The organism is Amycolatopsis sp. NPDC048633 (assembly GCF_040650695.1).
Taxonomy (GTDB): domain Bacteria; phylum Actinomycetota; class Actinomycetes; order Mycobacteriales; family Pseudonocardiaceae; genus Amycolatopsis.
Map to the genome: position 1 here is coordinate 1 of NZ_JBEZHS010000070.1, position 16,304 is coordinate 16,304.

Annotated in this window: 14 protein-coding genes; 2 read left to right on the forward strand and 12 right to left on the reverse strand. The window is 71.2% G+C overall.

The window, feature by feature from the left end:
• Window positions 1-118: 118 nt before the first annotated feature.
• From AB0C38_RS48605 to AB0C38_RS48660, 12 genes are all read right to left on the reverse strand, one after another.
• Window positions 119-3,997, reverse strand: a complete 3,879-nt coding sequence (locus tag AB0C38_RS48605; RefSeq protein WP_360688252.1) for a carbohydrate-binding protein — start codon at window positions 3,995-3,997, stop codon at window positions 119-121.
• Window positions 3,998-4,106: 109 nt separating this feature from the next.
• The gene (locus AB0C38_RS48610; RefSeq protein ID WP_360688255.1) at window positions 4,107-5,111 is read right to left on the reverse strand and encodes a sugar phosphate isomerase/epimerase family protein; all 1,005 of its coding nucleotides are present in this window, start codon (window positions 5,109-5,111) and stop codon (window positions 4,107-4,109) included.
• A 20-nt stretch (window positions 5,112-5,131) separates the two neighbouring features.
• Complete coding sequence (locus AB0C38_RS48615) at window positions 5,132-6,499, reverse strand: nucleotide pyrophosphatase/phosphodiesterase family protein (protein ID WP_360688257.1); 1,368 nt, start codon at window positions 6,497-6,499, stop codon at window positions 5,132-5,134.
• Window positions 6,496-7,623 (reverse strand): metabolite traffic protein EboE, encoded by a 1,128-nt coding sequence (gene eboE, locus AB0C38_RS48620; protein WP_360688259.1) that lies wholly within the window; start codon window positions 7,621-7,623, stop codon window positions 6,496-6,498. Before eboE ends, AB0C38_RS48615 begins: the two co-directional genes overlap by 4 nt.
• Entirely contained in the window at window positions 7,620-8,471 is an 852-nt protein-coding gene (locus AB0C38_RS48625) for a TatD family hydrolase (RefSeq protein ID WP_360688262.1), read from the reverse strand. The genes eboE and AB0C38_RS48625 overlap by 4 nt, the downstream gene beginning before the upstream one ends.
• The gene (locus AB0C38_RS48630; protein ID WP_360688265.1) at window positions 8,471-9,016 is read right to left on the reverse strand and encodes an EboA domain-containing protein; all 546 of its coding nucleotides are present in this window, start codon (window positions 9,014-9,016) and stop codon (window positions 8,471-8,473) included. The genes AB0C38_RS48625 and AB0C38_RS48630 overlap by 1 nt, the downstream gene beginning before the upstream one ends.
• Window positions 9,013-9,834, reverse strand: coding sequence for a sugar phosphate isomerase/epimerase family protein (locus AB0C38_RS48635; RefSeq protein WP_360688268.1), 822 nt, complete (start codon window positions 9,832-9,834; stop codon window positions 9,013-9,015). Before AB0C38_RS48635 ends, AB0C38_RS48630 begins: the two co-directional genes overlap by 4 nt.
• On the reverse strand, window positions 9,831-10,658 hold the full coding sequence (locus AB0C38_RS48640; RefSeq protein ID WP_360688289.1) for an SCO3242 family prenyltransferase: 828 nt from the start codon (window positions 10,656-10,658) through the stop codon (window positions 9,831-9,833). Before AB0C38_RS48640 ends, AB0C38_RS48635 begins: the two co-directional genes overlap by 4 nt.
• Window positions 10,655-11,776 carry an inositol-3-phosphate synthase gene (locus AB0C38_RS48645; RefSeq protein WP_360688271.1) on the reverse strand — a complete coding sequence of 374 codons (1,122 nt, stop codon included), beginning with the start codon at window positions 11,774-11,776 and terminating at the stop codon, window positions 10,655-10,657. Before AB0C38_RS48645 ends, AB0C38_RS48640 begins: the two co-directional genes overlap by 4 nt.
• A 22-nt stretch (window positions 11,777-11,798) precedes the next feature.
• Complete coding sequence (locus AB0C38_RS48650; protein WP_360688274.1) at window positions 11,799-12,050, reverse strand: hypothetical protein; 252 nt, start codon at window positions 12,048-12,050, stop codon at window positions 11,799-11,801.
• Window positions 12,047-13,318, reverse strand: a complete 1,272-nt coding sequence (locus AB0C38_RS48655; protein WP_360688277.1) for an ROK family transcriptional regulator — start codon at window positions 13,316-13,318, stop codon at window positions 12,047-12,049. Before AB0C38_RS48655 ends, AB0C38_RS48650 begins: the two co-directional genes overlap by 4 nt.
• 312 nt (window positions 13,319-13,630) lie before the next feature.
• Complete coding sequence (locus AB0C38_RS48660) at window positions 13,631-14,080, reverse strand: MarR family transcriptional regulator (protein ID WP_360688280.1); 450 nt, start codon at window positions 14,078-14,080, stop codon at window positions 13,631-13,633.
• Window positions 14,081-14,215: 135 nt separating this feature from the next.
• Between AB0C38_RS48660 and AB0C38_RS48665 the strand changes: the two genes are divergently transcribed.
• The gene (locus AB0C38_RS48665; protein ID WP_360688283.1) at window positions 14,216-15,400 is read left to right on the forward strand and encodes an MFS transporter; all 1,185 of its coding nucleotides are present in this window, start codon (window positions 14,216-14,218) and stop codon (window positions 15,398-15,400) included.
• A 23-nt stretch (window positions 15,401-15,423) separates the two neighbouring features.
• Window positions 15,424-16,257, forward strand: a complete 834-nt coding sequence (locus AB0C38_RS48670; RefSeq protein ID WP_360688286.1) for an aldo/keto reductase — start codon at window positions 15,424-15,426, stop codon at window positions 16,255-16,257.
• Window positions 16,258-16,304 lie beyond the last annotated feature (47 nt).

Consider the following 16,304-nt stretch of genomic DNA (forward strand, 5'->3'; position numbering starts at 1 on the left):
GGACGTGCTGGCCGGCCACGGGTTCACCGAGCTGAACGTCGGCCGGCTGTGCCGCGGCCTGGGGGTGACGAGCGGGTCGTTCTACTCTTATGGCCGGTAAGGAGGCCTTCACGGACTTCTAGGACACGGTCAGCGTGTCGATGTCGAACAGCGAGCCCGCGCCGCCCCGGAAGACCAGGTGGAGCGGACCCGAACCGGCTGACACCGTGGTGGAGACGGTCTGGAACGTCTCCCAGCTGCCCGTGTTCGGCACCGCGACCGTGCCCAGCAGGGCGCCGGTCGCCGAGCCGTCGCGGATCTCGATCGTGCCGCCCGCGCCGGCGGAGGACACGACCGCGCTGAACCGCGTGATGCCCGCTGTGCTCACCGAGGCGAACCCGGCCCAGTCGCCGTTCTCGATGTAGCCGAGCGTCTGGCCGCCGCTCGCCGGGGCGTGGGACGCGATCTGCACGCCCGAGCCCGACGTGAACGCCTCACCCTCCACAGTGGAAGCCGCGGAGACACCGCAGTCCGCGGCGACGACACCTGCCGCGTAACGGATTCCGCCGACCAGCTCCGCCCGGAACGCCGAGTCCGCGTACGACTCGTTCGTGTGGCCGAGGCCGGTGTAGAACGCCCGGCCGCTGCCCTGCGGGTGGCACCACGTGATCGGGTGGTCCGCGCCCATCTCGCCGCCGGTGTAGCTGGACTCGTCCAGCGTCTGCAGCACGTGCACGCTGCTACGCGGGTTGGTCCGGTAGTTGTACAGCTCGTCCGTCCGGTTCCAGACCGCCGGCAGGTGCGCGGTCGCCGGGTGCGTGTTGTCCTCGGTGACGAAGTTCGCCGCCTGGATCGCCGGGTGGCTCTTGAACCAGGCGCCGACGAGCTGGCCGTACCACGGCCAGTCGTACTCGGTGTCGGCCGCGGCGTGGATGCCGAGGTAACCGCCGCCACCGTTCACATAGGACTCGAACGCCGCTTGCTGAGTGGCGTCCAGGACGTCGCCGGTCGTCGAGAGGAACACGACCGCCTTGTACTTCGCCAGTTCGGTGGCCGTGAACACCGAAGCGTCCTCGGTCGCCGTCACGCCGAAGCCGTTCGCGGCGCCCAGCTCCCGGATCGCCTGGATCCCCGCCGGGATCGAGTCGTGCCGGAAGCCGGCCGTCTTGGAGAACACCAGTACGTCGTACGCGGGATCGACCTGAGTCGGCATACTGCTCAGGCTAAACGTGTCGATGTCGAACAGGGAACCGGAACCGCCGCGGAACACCAGGAACAACGGCCCGGAGCCACTCGACACCGACGTGGTGACGTTTTGGAAGACCTCCCAGTCACCGGTCGGCGGCGCCGAAACCGTGCCCAGCAGCGTGCCGGTGGCCGAACCGGACCGGATCTCGATCGTGCCGCCGGCGCCGGCCGACGACACCCGCGCGGTGAACGTCCGCGCGCCCGCCGTGCTCACTGAGGCGTAGCCGGCCCAGTCGCCGTTTTCGATGTAGCCCAGCGTGTTCCCACCGCTCGCCGCCGCGTGCGGGGCGATCTGGACACCGGACCCGGACGTGAACGACTCGCCTTCGACCGCGCCCGACTGGGCCGAGGTGGCGAAGGTGAACGAGTCCAGGTCGAACAGGTTGCCCTGCCCGGTGACGCCCTTGAACACGAGGTACAGCGTCGTCGATCCCGAAGGCCGGTTCGCGAGGTTCGCCGTCACGCTCTGGAACGTGTCCCAGTCACCGGTGTTGGCGACGGCCACCGACCCGAGCAGGGTGCCGGTCGGCGAGCCCGCGCGGACCTCCAGGGTCCCGCCGGGGCCGCCGGAGGAGACCCGCGCGCTGATCGAGGACGCGTTGCCCAGCGCGTACGGCGTGAACGAGATCCAGTCGTCGTTGTCGGTGTACCCGATGGTCCGGCCACCCTCCGCGGAACCGTGGTCGGCGAGCTGGATCCCGGACTGCGCCGAGAAGTGCTCACCCTGGCGGTGCCGCGGCTGGAGCTTGTGGACGCTGTGGGACGTCAGCCCGCCGTTGTCGGTGTACTGCGCGTCGAAGACGCCGAAGATGTTCGCCGCGGCGTCGTGCTCACCGTCCACCGGGACGGCGATCGAGCCGCTGCACCCGGTCGCCTGGGTGATCTGGTGCTGGTGGCTGTCGTGGCCCAGCAGGTACGTGACCTTGACCTTCGAGCAGTCCAGCGGCCCGTCCTCCGGGTCGCTGCCGGTCACCTGGAACGGCACGGTGTCCCCGAAGGAGAACAGAGCGCCGTCACCGGGAACGGTCAGGTTCACGGTGGGCGCGGTGTTCCCGACCGTGACGACCAGGCTCGCCGTGCCGGTCAGCCCCTCCGGATCGGACACCGTGAGCGTCGGCGAATAGGTGCCGTTGGTGGTGTAGGTGTGCGCCGGGTTGGCCGCGGTCGACGTCTGGCCGTCGCCGAAGTTCCAGCGGTAGCTCAGGGCCCCGCCTTCAGGGTCACTGCTGCCCGCGGACGAGAAGTTCACGGTCAGCGGGTTGGCCCCGGACGTCTTGTCGGCCGCGGCCTTCGCGACCGGGTTGCGGTTCGTGCCCGCGAGGTACTCGACCCGGTACAGCGCCTGGTTGTCGCTGCCGGTGCCGTAGTCGAGGACGTAGAGCGCGCCGTCGGGGCCGAACGCCATGTCCATGACCTGCGTGCCGGTCCACGGGAAGTTCTCGATGGTGCCGCGGCTGCCGTCGGCGTTGACGGTGACCGCCTTGATCCACTTGCGCCCGTACTCGCCGGCGAAGAACTTGCCGTCGAGGGACTGCGGGAACTTCACCGTGGACGTCGAAGCGGCGTCATAGCGATAGACGGGCCCGCCCATCGGCGACTCCGAGCCGCTGCCGAACTCCGGCGGCGAGCCTTCGTCCCCCGCGTACTTGATCCACGCGGCCTTCGGCACCGGCAGCTTGGCGAGACCGGTGTTGCGGAACGAGGAGTTCGTCGGGCCGCCCGCGCAGTCGTACTTCGCACCGGACGGTCCACTCGGGAACGTGAAGCGGTTGTACGACTCGGTCGTCGTGTTCGAGCCGGTGCAGTACGGCCAGCCGAAGTTGCCCGCGCTCGTGATCCGGTCGAACTCGACCTGGCCCTGCGGCCCGCGGTTGGCGTCGGTGACGCCGGCGTCCGGGCCGTAGTCGCCGAGGTAGACGACGCCGGTCGGCTTGTCGACACTCATCCGGAACGGGTTCCGGAAGCCCATCGCGTAGATCTCCGGCCGGGTGCTCGCGGTCCCCGGTGCGAAGAGGTTGCCGGACGGGACCGTGTACGTCCCGTCGGCCTGCGGGTGGATCCGCAGCAGCTTGCCGCGCAGGTCGTTCGTGTTGCCGGACGAGCGCTGCGCGTCGAACTGCGGGTTGCGCGTGGTGCGTTCGTCGATCGGCGAATAGCTGTCGGACGAGAACGGGTTGGTGTCGTCGCCGGTGGTGAGGTAGAGGTTGCCGGCCGCGTCGAAGTCGATGTCACCCCCGACGTGACAGCACTGGCCGCGGTCGTTGGCCACCTTGAGGACGACCTTCTCGCTGCCCAGGTCGAGGGTGTTGTTGGTGTTCAACACGAACCGCGACAGGTGCAGCTCGCCCTTGAACGGCGCGAAGTCGGCTTCGGTGCCGTCGGTCGGCGCGTCACCGTCCGGTGTGGACAGACGCGGCGAGTAGTACAGCCAGACGTAGCGGTTGGTGGCGAAGCCGGGGTCGGCGGCGACGCCCTGGAGGCCTTCCTCGTCGTGGGTGTAGACGTTCAGCTTGGCCGCGACGGACGTCGCACCGGCCGCGGTGGTGACGCGGACGGTGCCGTCGCGGGAGGTGTGCACGACCGAGCGGTCCGGGAGCACGGCGAGCGACATCGCCTCGCCGAGCTCGGCGGCGCCGGTGGCGAGCGCGACCTGCTGGTAGTCGGCCGCGGGGATGTCAGCTCTGGCGGGAGCGTCGATGGTGAGCAGGAGGCCGGCGCTCAAGAGTGCGGCGCCGAACAGCCTCGCCCACTTCGGTGGGGACGGAGACATGCTGGGTCCTTCCTGATTTTGAGCGTGCTTCGCCCCGGGTCGGCGCGAAGCCGCTTTCGATCACCTTCCGACGGGGCTGGCGGCCACCCGTTAACGCAGAAGCTGCGGGTTACTTCTTCGAGGAGAAGGCGGCGTCGAACGCCGCCGTGGGTGGGGTGAAGTTGAGCTTGCGGACGAACTCCAGCGCTTCCGGTGCGCCGATGAGCCGGTCCATGCCCGCGTCCTCCCACTCGATCGAAATCGGGCCGTCGTAGCCGATGGCGTTGAGCATCCGGAAGACGTCCTCCCACGGGACGTCGCCGTGGCCGGTCGAGACGAAGTCCCAGCCCCGGCGGGGATCCGCCCAGGGCAGGTGGGAGCCGAGCCGGCCGTTGCGGCCGTTGAGCTGCTTGCGGGCCTCCTTGCAGTCGACGTGGTAGATGCGGTCCTTGAAGTCCCACAGGAACCCGGCCGGGTCGAGGTCCTGCCAGACGAAGTGGGACGGGTCGAAGTTCAGCCCGAACGCCTCGCGGTGCCCGATCGCCTCCAGCGCCGCGACGGTGCTCCAGTAGTCGTAGGCGATCTCGCTCGGGTGCACCTCGTGGGCAAACCGCACGCCGACCTCGTCGAAGACGTCCAGGATCGGGTTCCACCGCGTCGCGAAGTCGGCGTACCCGCGTTCGATCATCGCCGGCGGCACCGGCGGGAACATCGCCACCGTGTGCCAGATCGACGAGCCGGTGAAACCGACCACAGTGGACACCCCGAGCTTCGCCGCGGCGCGGGCGGTGGTCTTCATCTCCGCCGCCGCCCGCTGCCGGACGCCCTCGGGCTCGCCGTCGCCCCAGATCCGCGCCGGCAGGATGGCCTCGTGCCGCTCGTCGATCGGGTGGTCGCAGACGGCCTGCCCGAGCAGGTGGTTCGAGATCGCCCACACCTTGAGGTCGTGCTTGGCCAGCGTCTCCAGCTTCGCCTCGACGTAGCCGTCTTCCGCCACCGCGCGATCCACCTCGAAGTGGTCACCCCAGCAAGCGATCTCGAGGCCCTCGTAGCCCCAGCCGCTCGCCAGCTCGCACACCTCCTCGAACGGCAGATCGGCCCACTGCCCGGTGAACAGGGTCAACGGTCGTGCCATGTCTGACCTCCTGGTGCGTCCTACTCAGTGCGGATAGCCGCCAGCAACAAGTCCTTGACTTCGGTGGCGTGGATCTTTTCGCGCGCGAGCGCGGGGTCCGAGCACAGCAGCACCGGCCCGTCCTCGGGCGAGTCGGGCAGCCGCCCGTGGCTGCCGCGCACCGGCGCGGGGTCGAGCGGGACGACCTGCATCGAGTAGCGCAGGCCGAGCTTCTTGCGGGCCAGCGCGGACGCCGCCTTCAGCTTCACCGCCGGGTCGTTCGGGTCGAAGAACAGCTCGGCCGGGTCGTAGCCGGGCTTGCGGTGGATCTCGACTGTCTTCGCGAAGTCCGGCGCGCGATCGTCGTCCAGCCAGTAGTAGTACGTGAACCACGCGTCCGGCTCGGCGATCGCCACCAGTTCCCCGGCCCGTTCGTGGTCGATCCCGATGCTTGCTTGTTCCGAACGATCGAGCACGACGTCCACACCGGACAGTCCGGCGACGATGTCCCGCACCCGCGGGATGTCCGCGGGATCGGCGACGTAGACGTGCGCGACCTGGTGGTCGGCCACCGCGAACGCCCGCGACGTCCACGGGTCCAGGTACTCCATGCCCGCCTGGACGTACACCTTCAGCAGGCCTTCACGACGCAGCGCCCGGTTGATGTCGACCGGCCGGCTCGCGTTCGTGATGCCGTACTCCGACAGCGCGACGACGGTGTGCCCGCCCGCGGCGGCGAAGTCCAGCAGGGGTTTCAACGCCGTGTCGATCTCCCGGGCGGCCGCCGCGGCCTGGGGCGCATCCGGGCCGAACCGCTGGAGGTCGTAGTCCAGGTGCGGGATGTAGACGAGCGTGGTGTCGGGCTTGTCCTCCGCCATGATCTTCTGCGCGGCGGCGATGATCCACTTCGACGACGTGATCGCGGCCGTCGGGCCCCAGTAGGTGAACAGCGGGAACTCGCCGAGCGCGCCGACCAGGCGGTCGTGCAGCTGCGGCGGGTGGGTGTAGGCGTCCGGGGACTTCTTGCCGTCGGCGTGGTAGATCGGTCGCGGGGTCACCGTCAGGTCGACGTCCATGCCCATCGCGTACCACCAACAGACGTTGGCCACCTTGTGCCCGGCCTGAGCGCGGCGGGCGGCGTCCCAGAACTTGTCGCCCTGCACCAGCTTGTTGTGCTGGCGCCAGAGGAAGATCTCGCCGAGGTCGCGGAAGTACCAGCCGTTGCCGACGATCCCGTGCTCGGCCGGCTGCAGCCCGGTGAGGAACGTGGACTGCACCGAACAGGTCACTGCCGGGAACACGGTGTCCAGCTGCGCGGTGAAGCCGGGTTCGGCCATTTTGCGCAGGTTCGGCATGTGCGGGAACAGCCGCGGCGTCAGCCCGACGACGTCGATGACCAGCAAGCTCATTGCGAAACCTCTTCCAAGCCTAGTTCGAGCAGGGAACGCCGGGTCCAGTCCAGCTCGGCCGCGATGCCTGCGACGAGCCCGGCGGTGTCGGCGGGTGCGTCCGGGAGCACCTGCCAGGTGTAGGTCTCGACCTCGACGTGGTCGGTGCGCGCGGTGGCGCCGCCGAACAGCTCGGCCAGAGTCCCGGCCAGCACCGGCCGGGTCGACGTCAGCGGCGGCGCCGGGTCGGCGTGCAGCGGCACGTGGAAGTGCACGCGCCACGGCGCCTCGCCCGGGAGGCCACCGGCCAGGGCCTCATCGAGGTCGTCGGCGCCCGGTGGGGCACCTTCGTTGCTCTGGTGCAGGAACCGCGGTTCCACAAAGGATTCCAGAGCCTTCCGGGTCTCCGGATCGGCCGGGTTCGCCGCCTCCAGCGCGGCCGACGCCTGGAGCTTGACGACGTCGAGCCCGGCGGCTGCCAGCCGGCCGAGCGCCGCGGCCGGGTCCTCGAACCCGACCGCGAGGTGGCACGTGTCGAGGCAGACGCCGAGCCACTCCTTGTCCACTTCGGACAGCAAGGCCGCCGCCTGCGTGGTGGTCTCGATGACGCAACCGGGTTCGGGTTCGAACGCCACCCGCACCGGACGGTCCTGTTTCGCCAGCCCCTTGGCCAGCAGTTCGAGCTGGCCACCGTCGTCACGCCATTCGGTACGCCAGCCGAGCGGCAACGTCGAGACGCTGCCGCGGACGGCGTCATCCGGCATCAGCTCGGCGAGCAGCCGCGCCAGGTCGAGGGTGTACCGCGTCCGTTCGGGCGTCGACCAGTCCGGCCGGTAGACCTTGTGCTTGACGACCGGGTCGTGGAAGCCCTGGTACGGGAACCCGTTGAAGGTGACGACCTCCAGGCCGCGCGCGGCGAGTTCGTGCCGGAGCCGGGAAACCGCCTCCGGGTCGGCGACGAGCTCCGAGGCCACCGGCCGGGCCAGCCACAGGCCGAGGCCCAGCCGGTCCACGCCCAGGCGTTCCCGCACCGGTTCACCGAAGCGGGCCAGCTGGGCGAGCACGCCGTCGAGGTCCTCGGCCTGGTGCACGTTGGTGCAGTAGGCGAGGTGGACGAGCGTGCCGTCGCGATGCCGGAACCTCACTTGCGCGCACCCCGCAGGATCGAGTTGCCCGCGAACTCGGCTTCCGTCGCTGCACCTTCGAGGTCGAGACGGCCGCTTTGGCCGTAGAACTCGACGGGGTTGCGCCACAGCACCTGGTCGACGTCGTCGTCGGTGAACCCGGCGGCGAGCATCGCGTCGCCGGTCTTGCGGGTCTTCAGCGGGTCGCTCTTGCCCCAGTCCGCCGCCGAGTTCACCAGCACCCGCTCGGTCCCGTATTCGCGAAGGATCGCGACCATGCGCTCTTCGTCCATCTTGGTGTCCGGGTAGATCGAGAACCCCATCCAGGAACCGGACTCCTTGACCATCGCGACGGTCACTTCGTTGAGGTGGTCGAGCACCACCCGCTCCGGCGCGATACCGGACTCGCGGACCACGGCGATGCTGCGCTCGGTCCCGGCCGCCTTGTCGCGGTGCGGGGTGTGCACCATCGCGGGCAGCTCGTGGTCGATGGCCAGGGCCAGCTGCGCGGCGAACACCTTGTCCTCGTCGGCGGTCATCGAGTCGTAGCCGATCTCGCCGACCGCCACCACGCCGTCCTTCTCCAGGTAGCGCGGCAGCAGGTCGAGCACGGGCGCGCAGCGGGGATCGTTGGCCTCCTTGGGGTTCAGCGCGATCGTGCAGTGGTGGGCAATCCCGAACTGGCTCGCGCGGAACGGTTCCCAGCCGACGAGCGCGTCGAAGTAGTCGGTGAAGCTGCCGACGCTCGTGCGGGGCTGGCCCAGCCAGAACGCCGGCTCGACGAGCGCGCGGACCCCGGCGGCGTGCATCGCCGCGTAGTCGTCGGTGGTCCGGGAGCTCATGTGGATGTGCGGGTCGAAGATGCGCATCAGGCGTCCTGTTCGTTCAGCAGCGGGAGGAGGTCGGCGGGCACGTCGCGGCCGGCGGCGGTGCGCTCGGCGGCGAACGACCGCATCATGCGCAGCAGCTCCTCGTCGGTCCGGCGGTCCAGCCCGGCGATCGCCGCCAGGGGAATGCCCATGAAGACGCACTTGAGCACGCCGTGGCGGTAGGCGGAGTCGTCCAGGTGCGTGGCGCCGTACTCCCCCATCGCGGCGGTGACGAGCCGGGTGTCGTTGGTGCGCAGCGCGTCCGCTACCAGTTCCAGCCCGGCGTCCCCGGTGTCCACGACGGACAGTCCACGGAGGACAGCCCGCTTCTCGGCGGCGTCGCCGTAGCGGTAGAGGTCCGGCATCTCCGCGGCCGCGCCGGGCGCGGCTTCGAGCAACCGGACCCGGGCGACGTCGTCGACCGTCCACCCCGGCCTGTCCGACGGGCCCCGGCCGACCCGGCGGCCGACGCCCGGGAACAGCGTGCGCAACGCCGACGCGTCGGTGGCGACCTTGGTCAGTGCGTCGTCCAGCCAGGCGTTCACGCCGCCACCGCCTTCCGCAGGAACTCCAGGGACTCGCGGGCGATCCGCGGCGCCGCGTGGCTGTCTCGCGGCAGTTCGACGGCGACCAGCCCGGCGTACGGCGACAACGCTGCCAGCACCGGCGGGAAGTCGATCTCCCCCTGGCCGAACTCCAGGTGCTCGTGGGTGCCCCGGCGCATGTCGTCGATCTGGACGTTCACCAGCCGCGGCAAAGCTCGCCGCACGCAGTCGGGCACGGACGCGGACTCGTTGCACCGGCAGTGCCCGATGTCCAGCGTCAGCCCGAACCGCTCCGGGTCACCGAGCCGCCGCGAGAGTTCGAAGTACCCGGTGAGGTCCTCGACGAGCATGCCCGGCTCGGGCTCGAAACCGAGCTTGACGTCGTGTTCGTCCGCGGCCTTCAGGACGTCCGCACAGCCGGCGACCAGCAGCTCCCAGGCGTCCGAAGTGGACAGTCCGGCCGGCTTGTTCCCGCTCCAGAAGGACACCGCCTCCGCCCCGAGGTCCGCGGCGATCTCGACGGCCTGGGTCAGGAAGTCGATGCGCAGCGCCCGGTCGGGGTCGAGGAACGTCGGCGCGTGCTTGCGCCACGGGTCCAGCAGGAACCGGGCGCCCGTCTCGATCACGACGGCCAGCCCGAGCCGGTCCAGCTCGGCGGCCAGCGAGGCGACGCGGCGGGCCAGGTCCGGCCCGAACGGGTCGAGGTGCTGGTGGTCGAGCGTCAACGCGACGCCGTCGTAGCCCAGGTCCGTCAGGACGCGCAGGGCGTCGCCGAGGCGGTGGTTGGCGAACCCGTTGGTGCCGTACCCGAACCTCATGTCGGCGACACCTTCCGGCTCAGCGCCCGCGCGATCGGGAACGCGGCGGCGACGGCCAGCGCCGAGCGCCACGCGCCGGTGCGGGCGATCAGCCCGGCCTGCAGCGGGATCATGCCGTGGATGCCCGCGCCGACCGCGCGCCGGATCTTCGGCGCGGCCGGGTCGCGGACGGCGTCGTACTGCGCTCGTCCGGTCGTCACCGCGTACGTCCCGAGCAGCGCCGACGCCAGTGGCCCGACGCGGCCGGCGGCGACGCGCACCCCGGCCGTGGCGGCGAGGGTGGCCGCCGGCAGGCCGGGCTTCGCACCGGTCACCTCGGACCTTGACAACGTCGTCACGGCGTAGGTGTGGGCTCCGACGGTGAGCGCCGCGGGAACCGCGGCCCGGGCACCGCCCCCGCCGAGCAGGACGTCGAGCGTGCGGGCCGCGGCCATCGCGGCCGGCCCGAACACGGTCTCCTTGAGCACGAAGTCGTACGCCCAGACCGTCGCGGCCAGCGGCAGGGCGACGCGCAACGCTCGTTTCCCGCCGGCCGCCGCGGCGATGCCCAGCCCGCCCGCGGTCAGCCCGGTCGCGACCCCGAGCGCGGTGCCCGGCTTGATCCGGCCCGACGGGATCGGCCGCTCGGGCCGCTCCATCGCGTCGAGGTGGCGGTCGGCGTAGTCGTTGAGCGCCATGCCCGCCCAGTAGATGCAGACGGACGCGCCGGTCAGGGCCAGCGTGCGGCGGCCGAACGGCCAGCCGGACGCGGCGGCCCCGGCGACGACGTCCCCGGGCACGGTCAGCGCGGCGGGCGCGCGGACGAGTTCGACGAACGCCTTCACCGGTTCGCCCACTCGCGCAGGGCCGCGTACTGCGACGCGAGGTCGTGCGGGCCGTCGCCGGCGGGATCCTTGAAGAAGAACCCGAACTCGGCCACCGGGCCGGCGACGCCGTCGCGGCACGCCTTGCCGGTCAGCCGGGCCAGGTCGAGCACCAGCGGCGCGGCGAGTGCGGAGTCGCAGCCCTGCCAGGTGAGCTGCAGCGTCATGCGCGTGCCGAGGAAGCCTTCGAACAGCACGTGGTCCCAGGCGGTCTTCCAGTCCCCGAGCGCCGGGACGTAGTCGATGTGCACGTCGCCGTCGACCTCACGGCCGAGGTTCTGCGAAAGCACCTGCTGCTTCGACGCGTTCTTGCTCGACGCCGCACCGGGGTCGGCGAGCGTGGCGCCGTCCCCGCCGCCGAGCAGGTTCGTGCCCGACCAGGACAGCACGTTCAGCCCGCGCTGGGCGAACATCGGCGCGAGCACCGACCGCAGCAGCGTCTCGCCGGTCTTGCCGTCGCGGCCCGCGTAGGGCTGCCCGGTGGCGCGGGCGAGTTCGTCGAGCGCGGGTAGCCGCGCGCCGGTGGACGGGGTGAAGTCGACAAAGCCACAACCCGCGCGGAACGCGGCGTAGGCGTAGACCGCGCTCGCCGGGAGCACGTCCTCCTCCGCGTCCAGCGCGGCGTCGAGGGCGGCCAGGGAGGCGTGCGCCGGGTGCGGGGCGCACGGCGGCTCGGTGGAGGAGACGTTGAGGACGACGACGTGGTCCAGACCCTCGCGGAACGCCGTCAGGTCGGCGACGATCCGGTCGATCGCCGCGCGCCCGCCACCGTCCGGCGCCGGGCGTAGCCGGGCCTCGGCGGCTTCGAGCTCGGCGCCGACCGGGCCGGGCAGGGTCGACGGCAGCACTCCCGCCGCCGCCAGGTGCTCGGCCCGCTTGACCAGCGGCGTGTCGACGACGTCGTGGCCCCCGAAGACCAGGTCTCCCAGGCCGGGCAGCGGCGCCCCGGTGAAGTCCGGCAGTTCGGTCACACACCCCGTGCGCGCGGCGAGTCCCGCCCGCATCGCGGCGGCGCCGGCGATGGCCGTCGTGGCCACCGACCCGCGGGCCCCGATCAGCCAGACACCGATCTTCCCCATGATTTCCTCCAGTTCGGCAAACTCAGCCCGCGCCGGTCGCCCCCGGCATGACGCGGGTCCGGACACTGCCCGCCCCAGCCCCCGGGTGCGGTTCCGCGGTCGTGCAGACGCCCACCAGGTCTACATCGCCGAACTCGATCAAGCGTTTCCGCCTGGTCGCCGGGACCTGCCGTCCGGCCAGGTCACCGCGCCTCCGGGCGTGCCCAGTCTGCCGGGTGCGCCCGGCCGCGGCACGTCCCATCTTGCGGATTCCGGAGGTGTCCACGGGTCTCATCCGCTGTCCCTTTCCGCCTGTACCGGCACCAGCGCCGGGTCGTCGAACACCGCCTGCAGCGCGACGTGCGCGCCGCCGCGCGAAGCCGCGGAAAACCCGAGCCAGGACAGCTCGACGCGGCAGCCCCCGATGTTCGGGGCGATCACCCGGGCTTCCAGCTCGGTCATCATCGGGCCCAGCAGGTACGGGCCCAGCTGCGCGAAGTAGCCGCCGAGCAGCACCACGCGCGGGTTGAAAACGTTGACGAGCACGGCCGCGCCGACGCCGAGGCCGGTGCCGACCTGCGCGAGCGCGTCGAGCGTCCGCTTGTCCTTCAGCTGGGCGCGGCGGCGGATCATGTCGAGCCGCTGTTCGAGGTCGAGCGACGGGTCGTGCACCGGGTCGGCCGGCGACGCGGCGAGCCGCAGCATCCCGGCCAGCCCGACGAGCGTCTCCCAGCAGCCACGGCGCCCGCACCCGCAGACACGGCCCGCCGGGTCGAGCTGGATGTGCCCGATCTCGCCGGAGAACCCTTCCGCGCCACCGAGCAGCCGGCCCCCGGAGATGACCCCGCCCCCGACGCCGATCTCACCGGTCAGGTACACCAGATCGGCGGTTCCGGCGACGCTGCCCATCGCGTATTCGCCGAGCGCGCCGAGGTTCGCGTCGTTGGCCGTGCGGATCGGGAACGACGGCGGCCCGAGCCGCCGGGTCAGCCGGTCGGTGATGCCGCGGACCACCGCGACGTCGGTCCAGTGCAGGTTCGGCGCGAAGGCGACGGTGCCGGTCGTGACGTCGACCAGCGCCGGGATGCCGACGGTCACGCCGGCCGGCACGACCCCGAGCCGACGGCATTCCCGCAGCGCACGCGCGGTCAGCTCGGCGCCCGCGTCGAGCACCTTCGCCACCGGGAGCGCTTGGACGTCGAGTGCCACGCGTTGTTCGAAGAGCACGGTGCCGGTGAGGTCGAGGGCGAGCGCGGTGAGGTAGTCGACGTTGATCTCGACGCCGATGCCGCCGACGCCGCGGCCGTCCAGCTCGACGATCGTGCCCGGGCGGCCGACCGCGCCGGCGCGTTCCCGCTCGCCCTCACGCGCCAGCCCGCGCTCGACGAGTTCCGAAACGAGGCTCGAAACCGTCCCCTTGTTCAGCCCGGTGTCCGCGGCGATCGCCGCCCGCGAGCGGGGTCCCGCGTCCCGCAGGTGCCGCAGCACCAGCGCCAGGTTGCTCCGGCGGACGGCGGCCTGGTCGGCCGGGCGCACCGGTTTGAGGGAGAAGGAGGAGTCCACGCCGACACCACCCCAGTTCGTCTGGTGGTTCAACAAATTAGGTGCGGCGAAACGATCGGGTCAACGAGGGCCACCGGCGCCTTTCGTGGACAAATGCCACAGAAATCGGTCTGACCAGCGAAACTATCGCACGCGGGCAGCAAAAGGGTCCCACGGATGGAGCATTGGTTAGGGTGCGCGGACGCCGCAATCCCGCCGCCGAACGGGACCGACTTCCGTCGTGTACCGATCGTCGGGACCCGGCCGGTATTGCGGCAGGCAGGCGCGAAAGTGTCGCCGCAGCACCGAAACTTTCCGCAAACCGGCGCTCGGTCAGCGGGTGAAGGTGAGCGTGCCGAGCGCGGCGACCAGCGGTGAAAGTTCCGGCAGCGCTTCGGCCTCGCTCAGCGCCTCGGCCAACGCCGTGTCGTGGGTCGGGCGCGCCGCCGTCAGCAGCGCCTGGCCCGCCGGCGTCACCTCCGTGTAGATGCCGCGGCGGTCGTCGGCGCAGAGGTAGCGGGCCAGCAGCCCGCGGCCCTCCAGCCGCGTGACCAGCCGGGTGGTCGCCGACTGGCTCAGCACCACCGCGTTGGCGAGCTGGTTCATCCGGAGGTGGAACCCGTCCTGGCGGGCGAGCGCGTCGAGCACGCTGTACTCGCTCACCGACAGCTCGTGGTCGCGCTCGAGCGCGCGCTGCAGCCTGTCCTCGATCCGCGCGTGCAGCGCGGCCAGCGTGCGCCAGCCCTGAGCGCGGGCTTCGACGGCGTCGTCGTCCAGTGACACGGTTCACCTCTCCCGGACTTGCCGCATACGTTTGCGCGCGGCACTATCAAGCCTGTGCAATATACGGCGTGTGCAACTATCTCGGACGCTCGTAGTTGCTCACGCTCCCAAGCCTACTCCGGAAGAAGGAAGTCCATGCCCGCCGCTCTGCTCGCGCTCGCGATCAGCGCTTTCGGGATCGGCACCACCGAGTTCGTGATCATGGGCCTGCTGCCCGAGGTCGCGGCCGACTTCGGCGTCTCGATCCCGTCCGCAGGCCTGCTCATCTCCGGCTACGCGCTCGGCGTCGTGGTCGGTGCCCCCGTGCTCACCGCGCTCGCCTCGCGGGTCCCGCGCAAGACCGTGCTCGTCTCGCTGATGGGCCTGTTCATCGCCGGCAACGTGCTCTCGGCGCTGGCCCCGAGCTACGGCCTGCTGATGACCGGCCGGGTCGTCGCGGCCCTGTCGCACGGCGCGTTCTTCGGCGTCGGCTCGGTCGTCGCCGCTTCGCTGGTGGCCCCGGCCAAGCAGGCCGGCGCCATCGCCCTGATGTTCACCGGGCTGACCGTCGCGAACGTGCTCGGCGTGCCCGCCGGCACCGCGCTGGGCCAGGCCTTCGGCTGGCGCTCGACGTTCTGGGTGGTCAGCGCCCTGGGCGTGGCCGGCGCGATCGGCATCCTCGCGCTCGTGCCGCACCGGAAGCCGGACCCGGGCGCGGGCCTGCGCGGCGAGCTCGCCGTGTTCCGCCGCCCGCAGGTGTGGCTCGCGCTGGCCATGACGGCGCTCGGCTTCGCCGGGGTGTTCGCCTCGTTCACCTACATCGCGCCGATGATGACCGAGGTCGCCGGCTTCTCCAGCGGCGCCGTCACCTGGCTGCTCGTGCTCTTCGGCGCCGGGCTGTTCGCCGGCAACCTGCTCGGCGGCAGGGCCGCGGACCGCAAGCTGATGCCCAGCCTGTACGTCATCCTCGCCGCGCTGGCACTGGTGCTCGTCGCCTTTGTGTTCACCGCCCACGCGAAGGTGCCGGCCGCGATCACGATCGCGCTGTTCGGCGCGGCCGGCTTCGCGACCGTCCCACCGCTGCAAGCCCGCGTGCTGGCCAAGGCCGAAGGCGCCCCGGCGCTGGCTTCGGCGGCGAACATCGCCGCGTTCAACCTCGGCAACGCGGGCGGCGCGTGGCTCGGCGGCCAGGCCATCGAAGGCGGCCTCGGCTACACCGCGCCCAACTGGATCGGGGCCGTGCTCGCGGCGGCGGGACTCGCCGTCGCGGTCGTCTCCGGCCTGCTCGACCGGAAGACCCCGGCTAGTTTCGCAACCGGGGAACGGGTACCCGCCCGATGAACCACCCACCGAAAGGAACCCTCGTGACCAGCGTGCCCGTGATCGAACTCAACAACGGCGTGCGGATGCCCCAACTGGGCTACGGCGTGTTCCAGGTCCCGGACGACGAGACCGCCACCGCCGTGAAGGCCGCCCTCGAAGCGGGTTACCGCAGCATCGACACCGCCGCCGTCTACGGCAACGAGAAGGGCGTCGGCCAGGCTCTCGCCGAGGCCGGCATCGCCCGCGACGAGCTCTTCGTCACCACGAAGCTGTGGAACTCCGCCCAGGGCTACGACTCGACGCTCAAGGCGTTCGACGAGAGCATGAAGAAGCTCGGCCTGGAGCAGCTGGACCTGTACCTGATCCACTGGCCCACGCCCGAGCGCGACAAGTACCTCGACACCTGGAAGGCGTTCGAGAAGCTGCACGCCGACGGCCGGGTCCGCGCGATCGGCGTGTCCAACTTCCAGCCGGCGCACCTCGAGCGCCTGCTCGACGCGGCCGACGTCGCCCCGGCGGTCAACCAGATCGAGCTGCACCCGTACCTGCAGCAGCAGGAGGTCCGCGAGTTCGACGCGAAGCACGGCATCGCGACGGAAGCGTGGAGCCCGCTGGCGAAGGGCGGCTCGCTGCTGGGCGACCCGATCGTCGCGGAGCTCGCGGTGAAGCACAGCCGCACGCCCGCGCAGATCGTGCTGCGCTGGCACCTGCAGCTGGGCAACGTGGTGATCCCGAAGTCCGTGACGCCGTCGCGGATCGAGGAGAACTTCGACCTGTTCGGGTTCACCCTCTCGGAGGAGGAAGTGGAGTCGCTGACGCCGCTGGACCGCGGTGAGCGCACCGGCCCGGACCCGGACACCTTCAACGCCGCCTGACCCCACCGAAAGCCGTGAAGGCCACCTTGAGGGACTTGGAGTCCCTC

Coding starts and splice junctions, on each gene's coding strand:
- AB0C38_RS48625 (WP_360688262.1), bottom strand. CDS start 8,471: ATGCGCATCTTCGACCCGCACATCCACATGAGCTCCCGGACCACCGAC.
- AB0C38_RS48665 (WP_360688283.1), top strand. CDS start 14,216: ATGCCCGCCGCTCTGCTCGCGCTCGCGATCAGCGCTTTCGGGATCGGC.
- AB0C38_RS48635 (WP_360688268.1), bottom strand. CDS start 9,834: ATGAGGTTCGGGTACGGCACCAACGGGTTCGCCAACCACCGCCTCGGC.
- AB0C38_RS48615 (WP_360688257.1), bottom strand. CDS start 6,499: ATGAGCTTGCTGGTCATCGACGTCGTCGGGCTGACGCCGCGGCTGTTC.
- AB0C38_RS48605 (WP_360688252.1), bottom strand. CDS start 3,997: ATGTCTCCGTCCCCACCGAAGTGGGCGAGGCTGTTCGGCGCCGCACTC.
- AB0C38_RS48645 (WP_360688271.1), bottom strand. CDS start 11,776: ATGGGGAAGATCGGTGTCTGGCTGATCGGGGCCCGCGGGTCGGTGGCC.
- AB0C38_RS48610 (WP_360688255.1), bottom strand. CDS start 5,111: ATGGCACGACCGTTGACCCTGTTCACCGGGCAGTGGGCCGATCTGCCG.
- AB0C38_RS48650 (WP_360688274.1), bottom strand. CDS start 12,050: ATGAGACCCGTGGACACCTCCGGAATCCGCAAGATGGGACGTGCCGCG.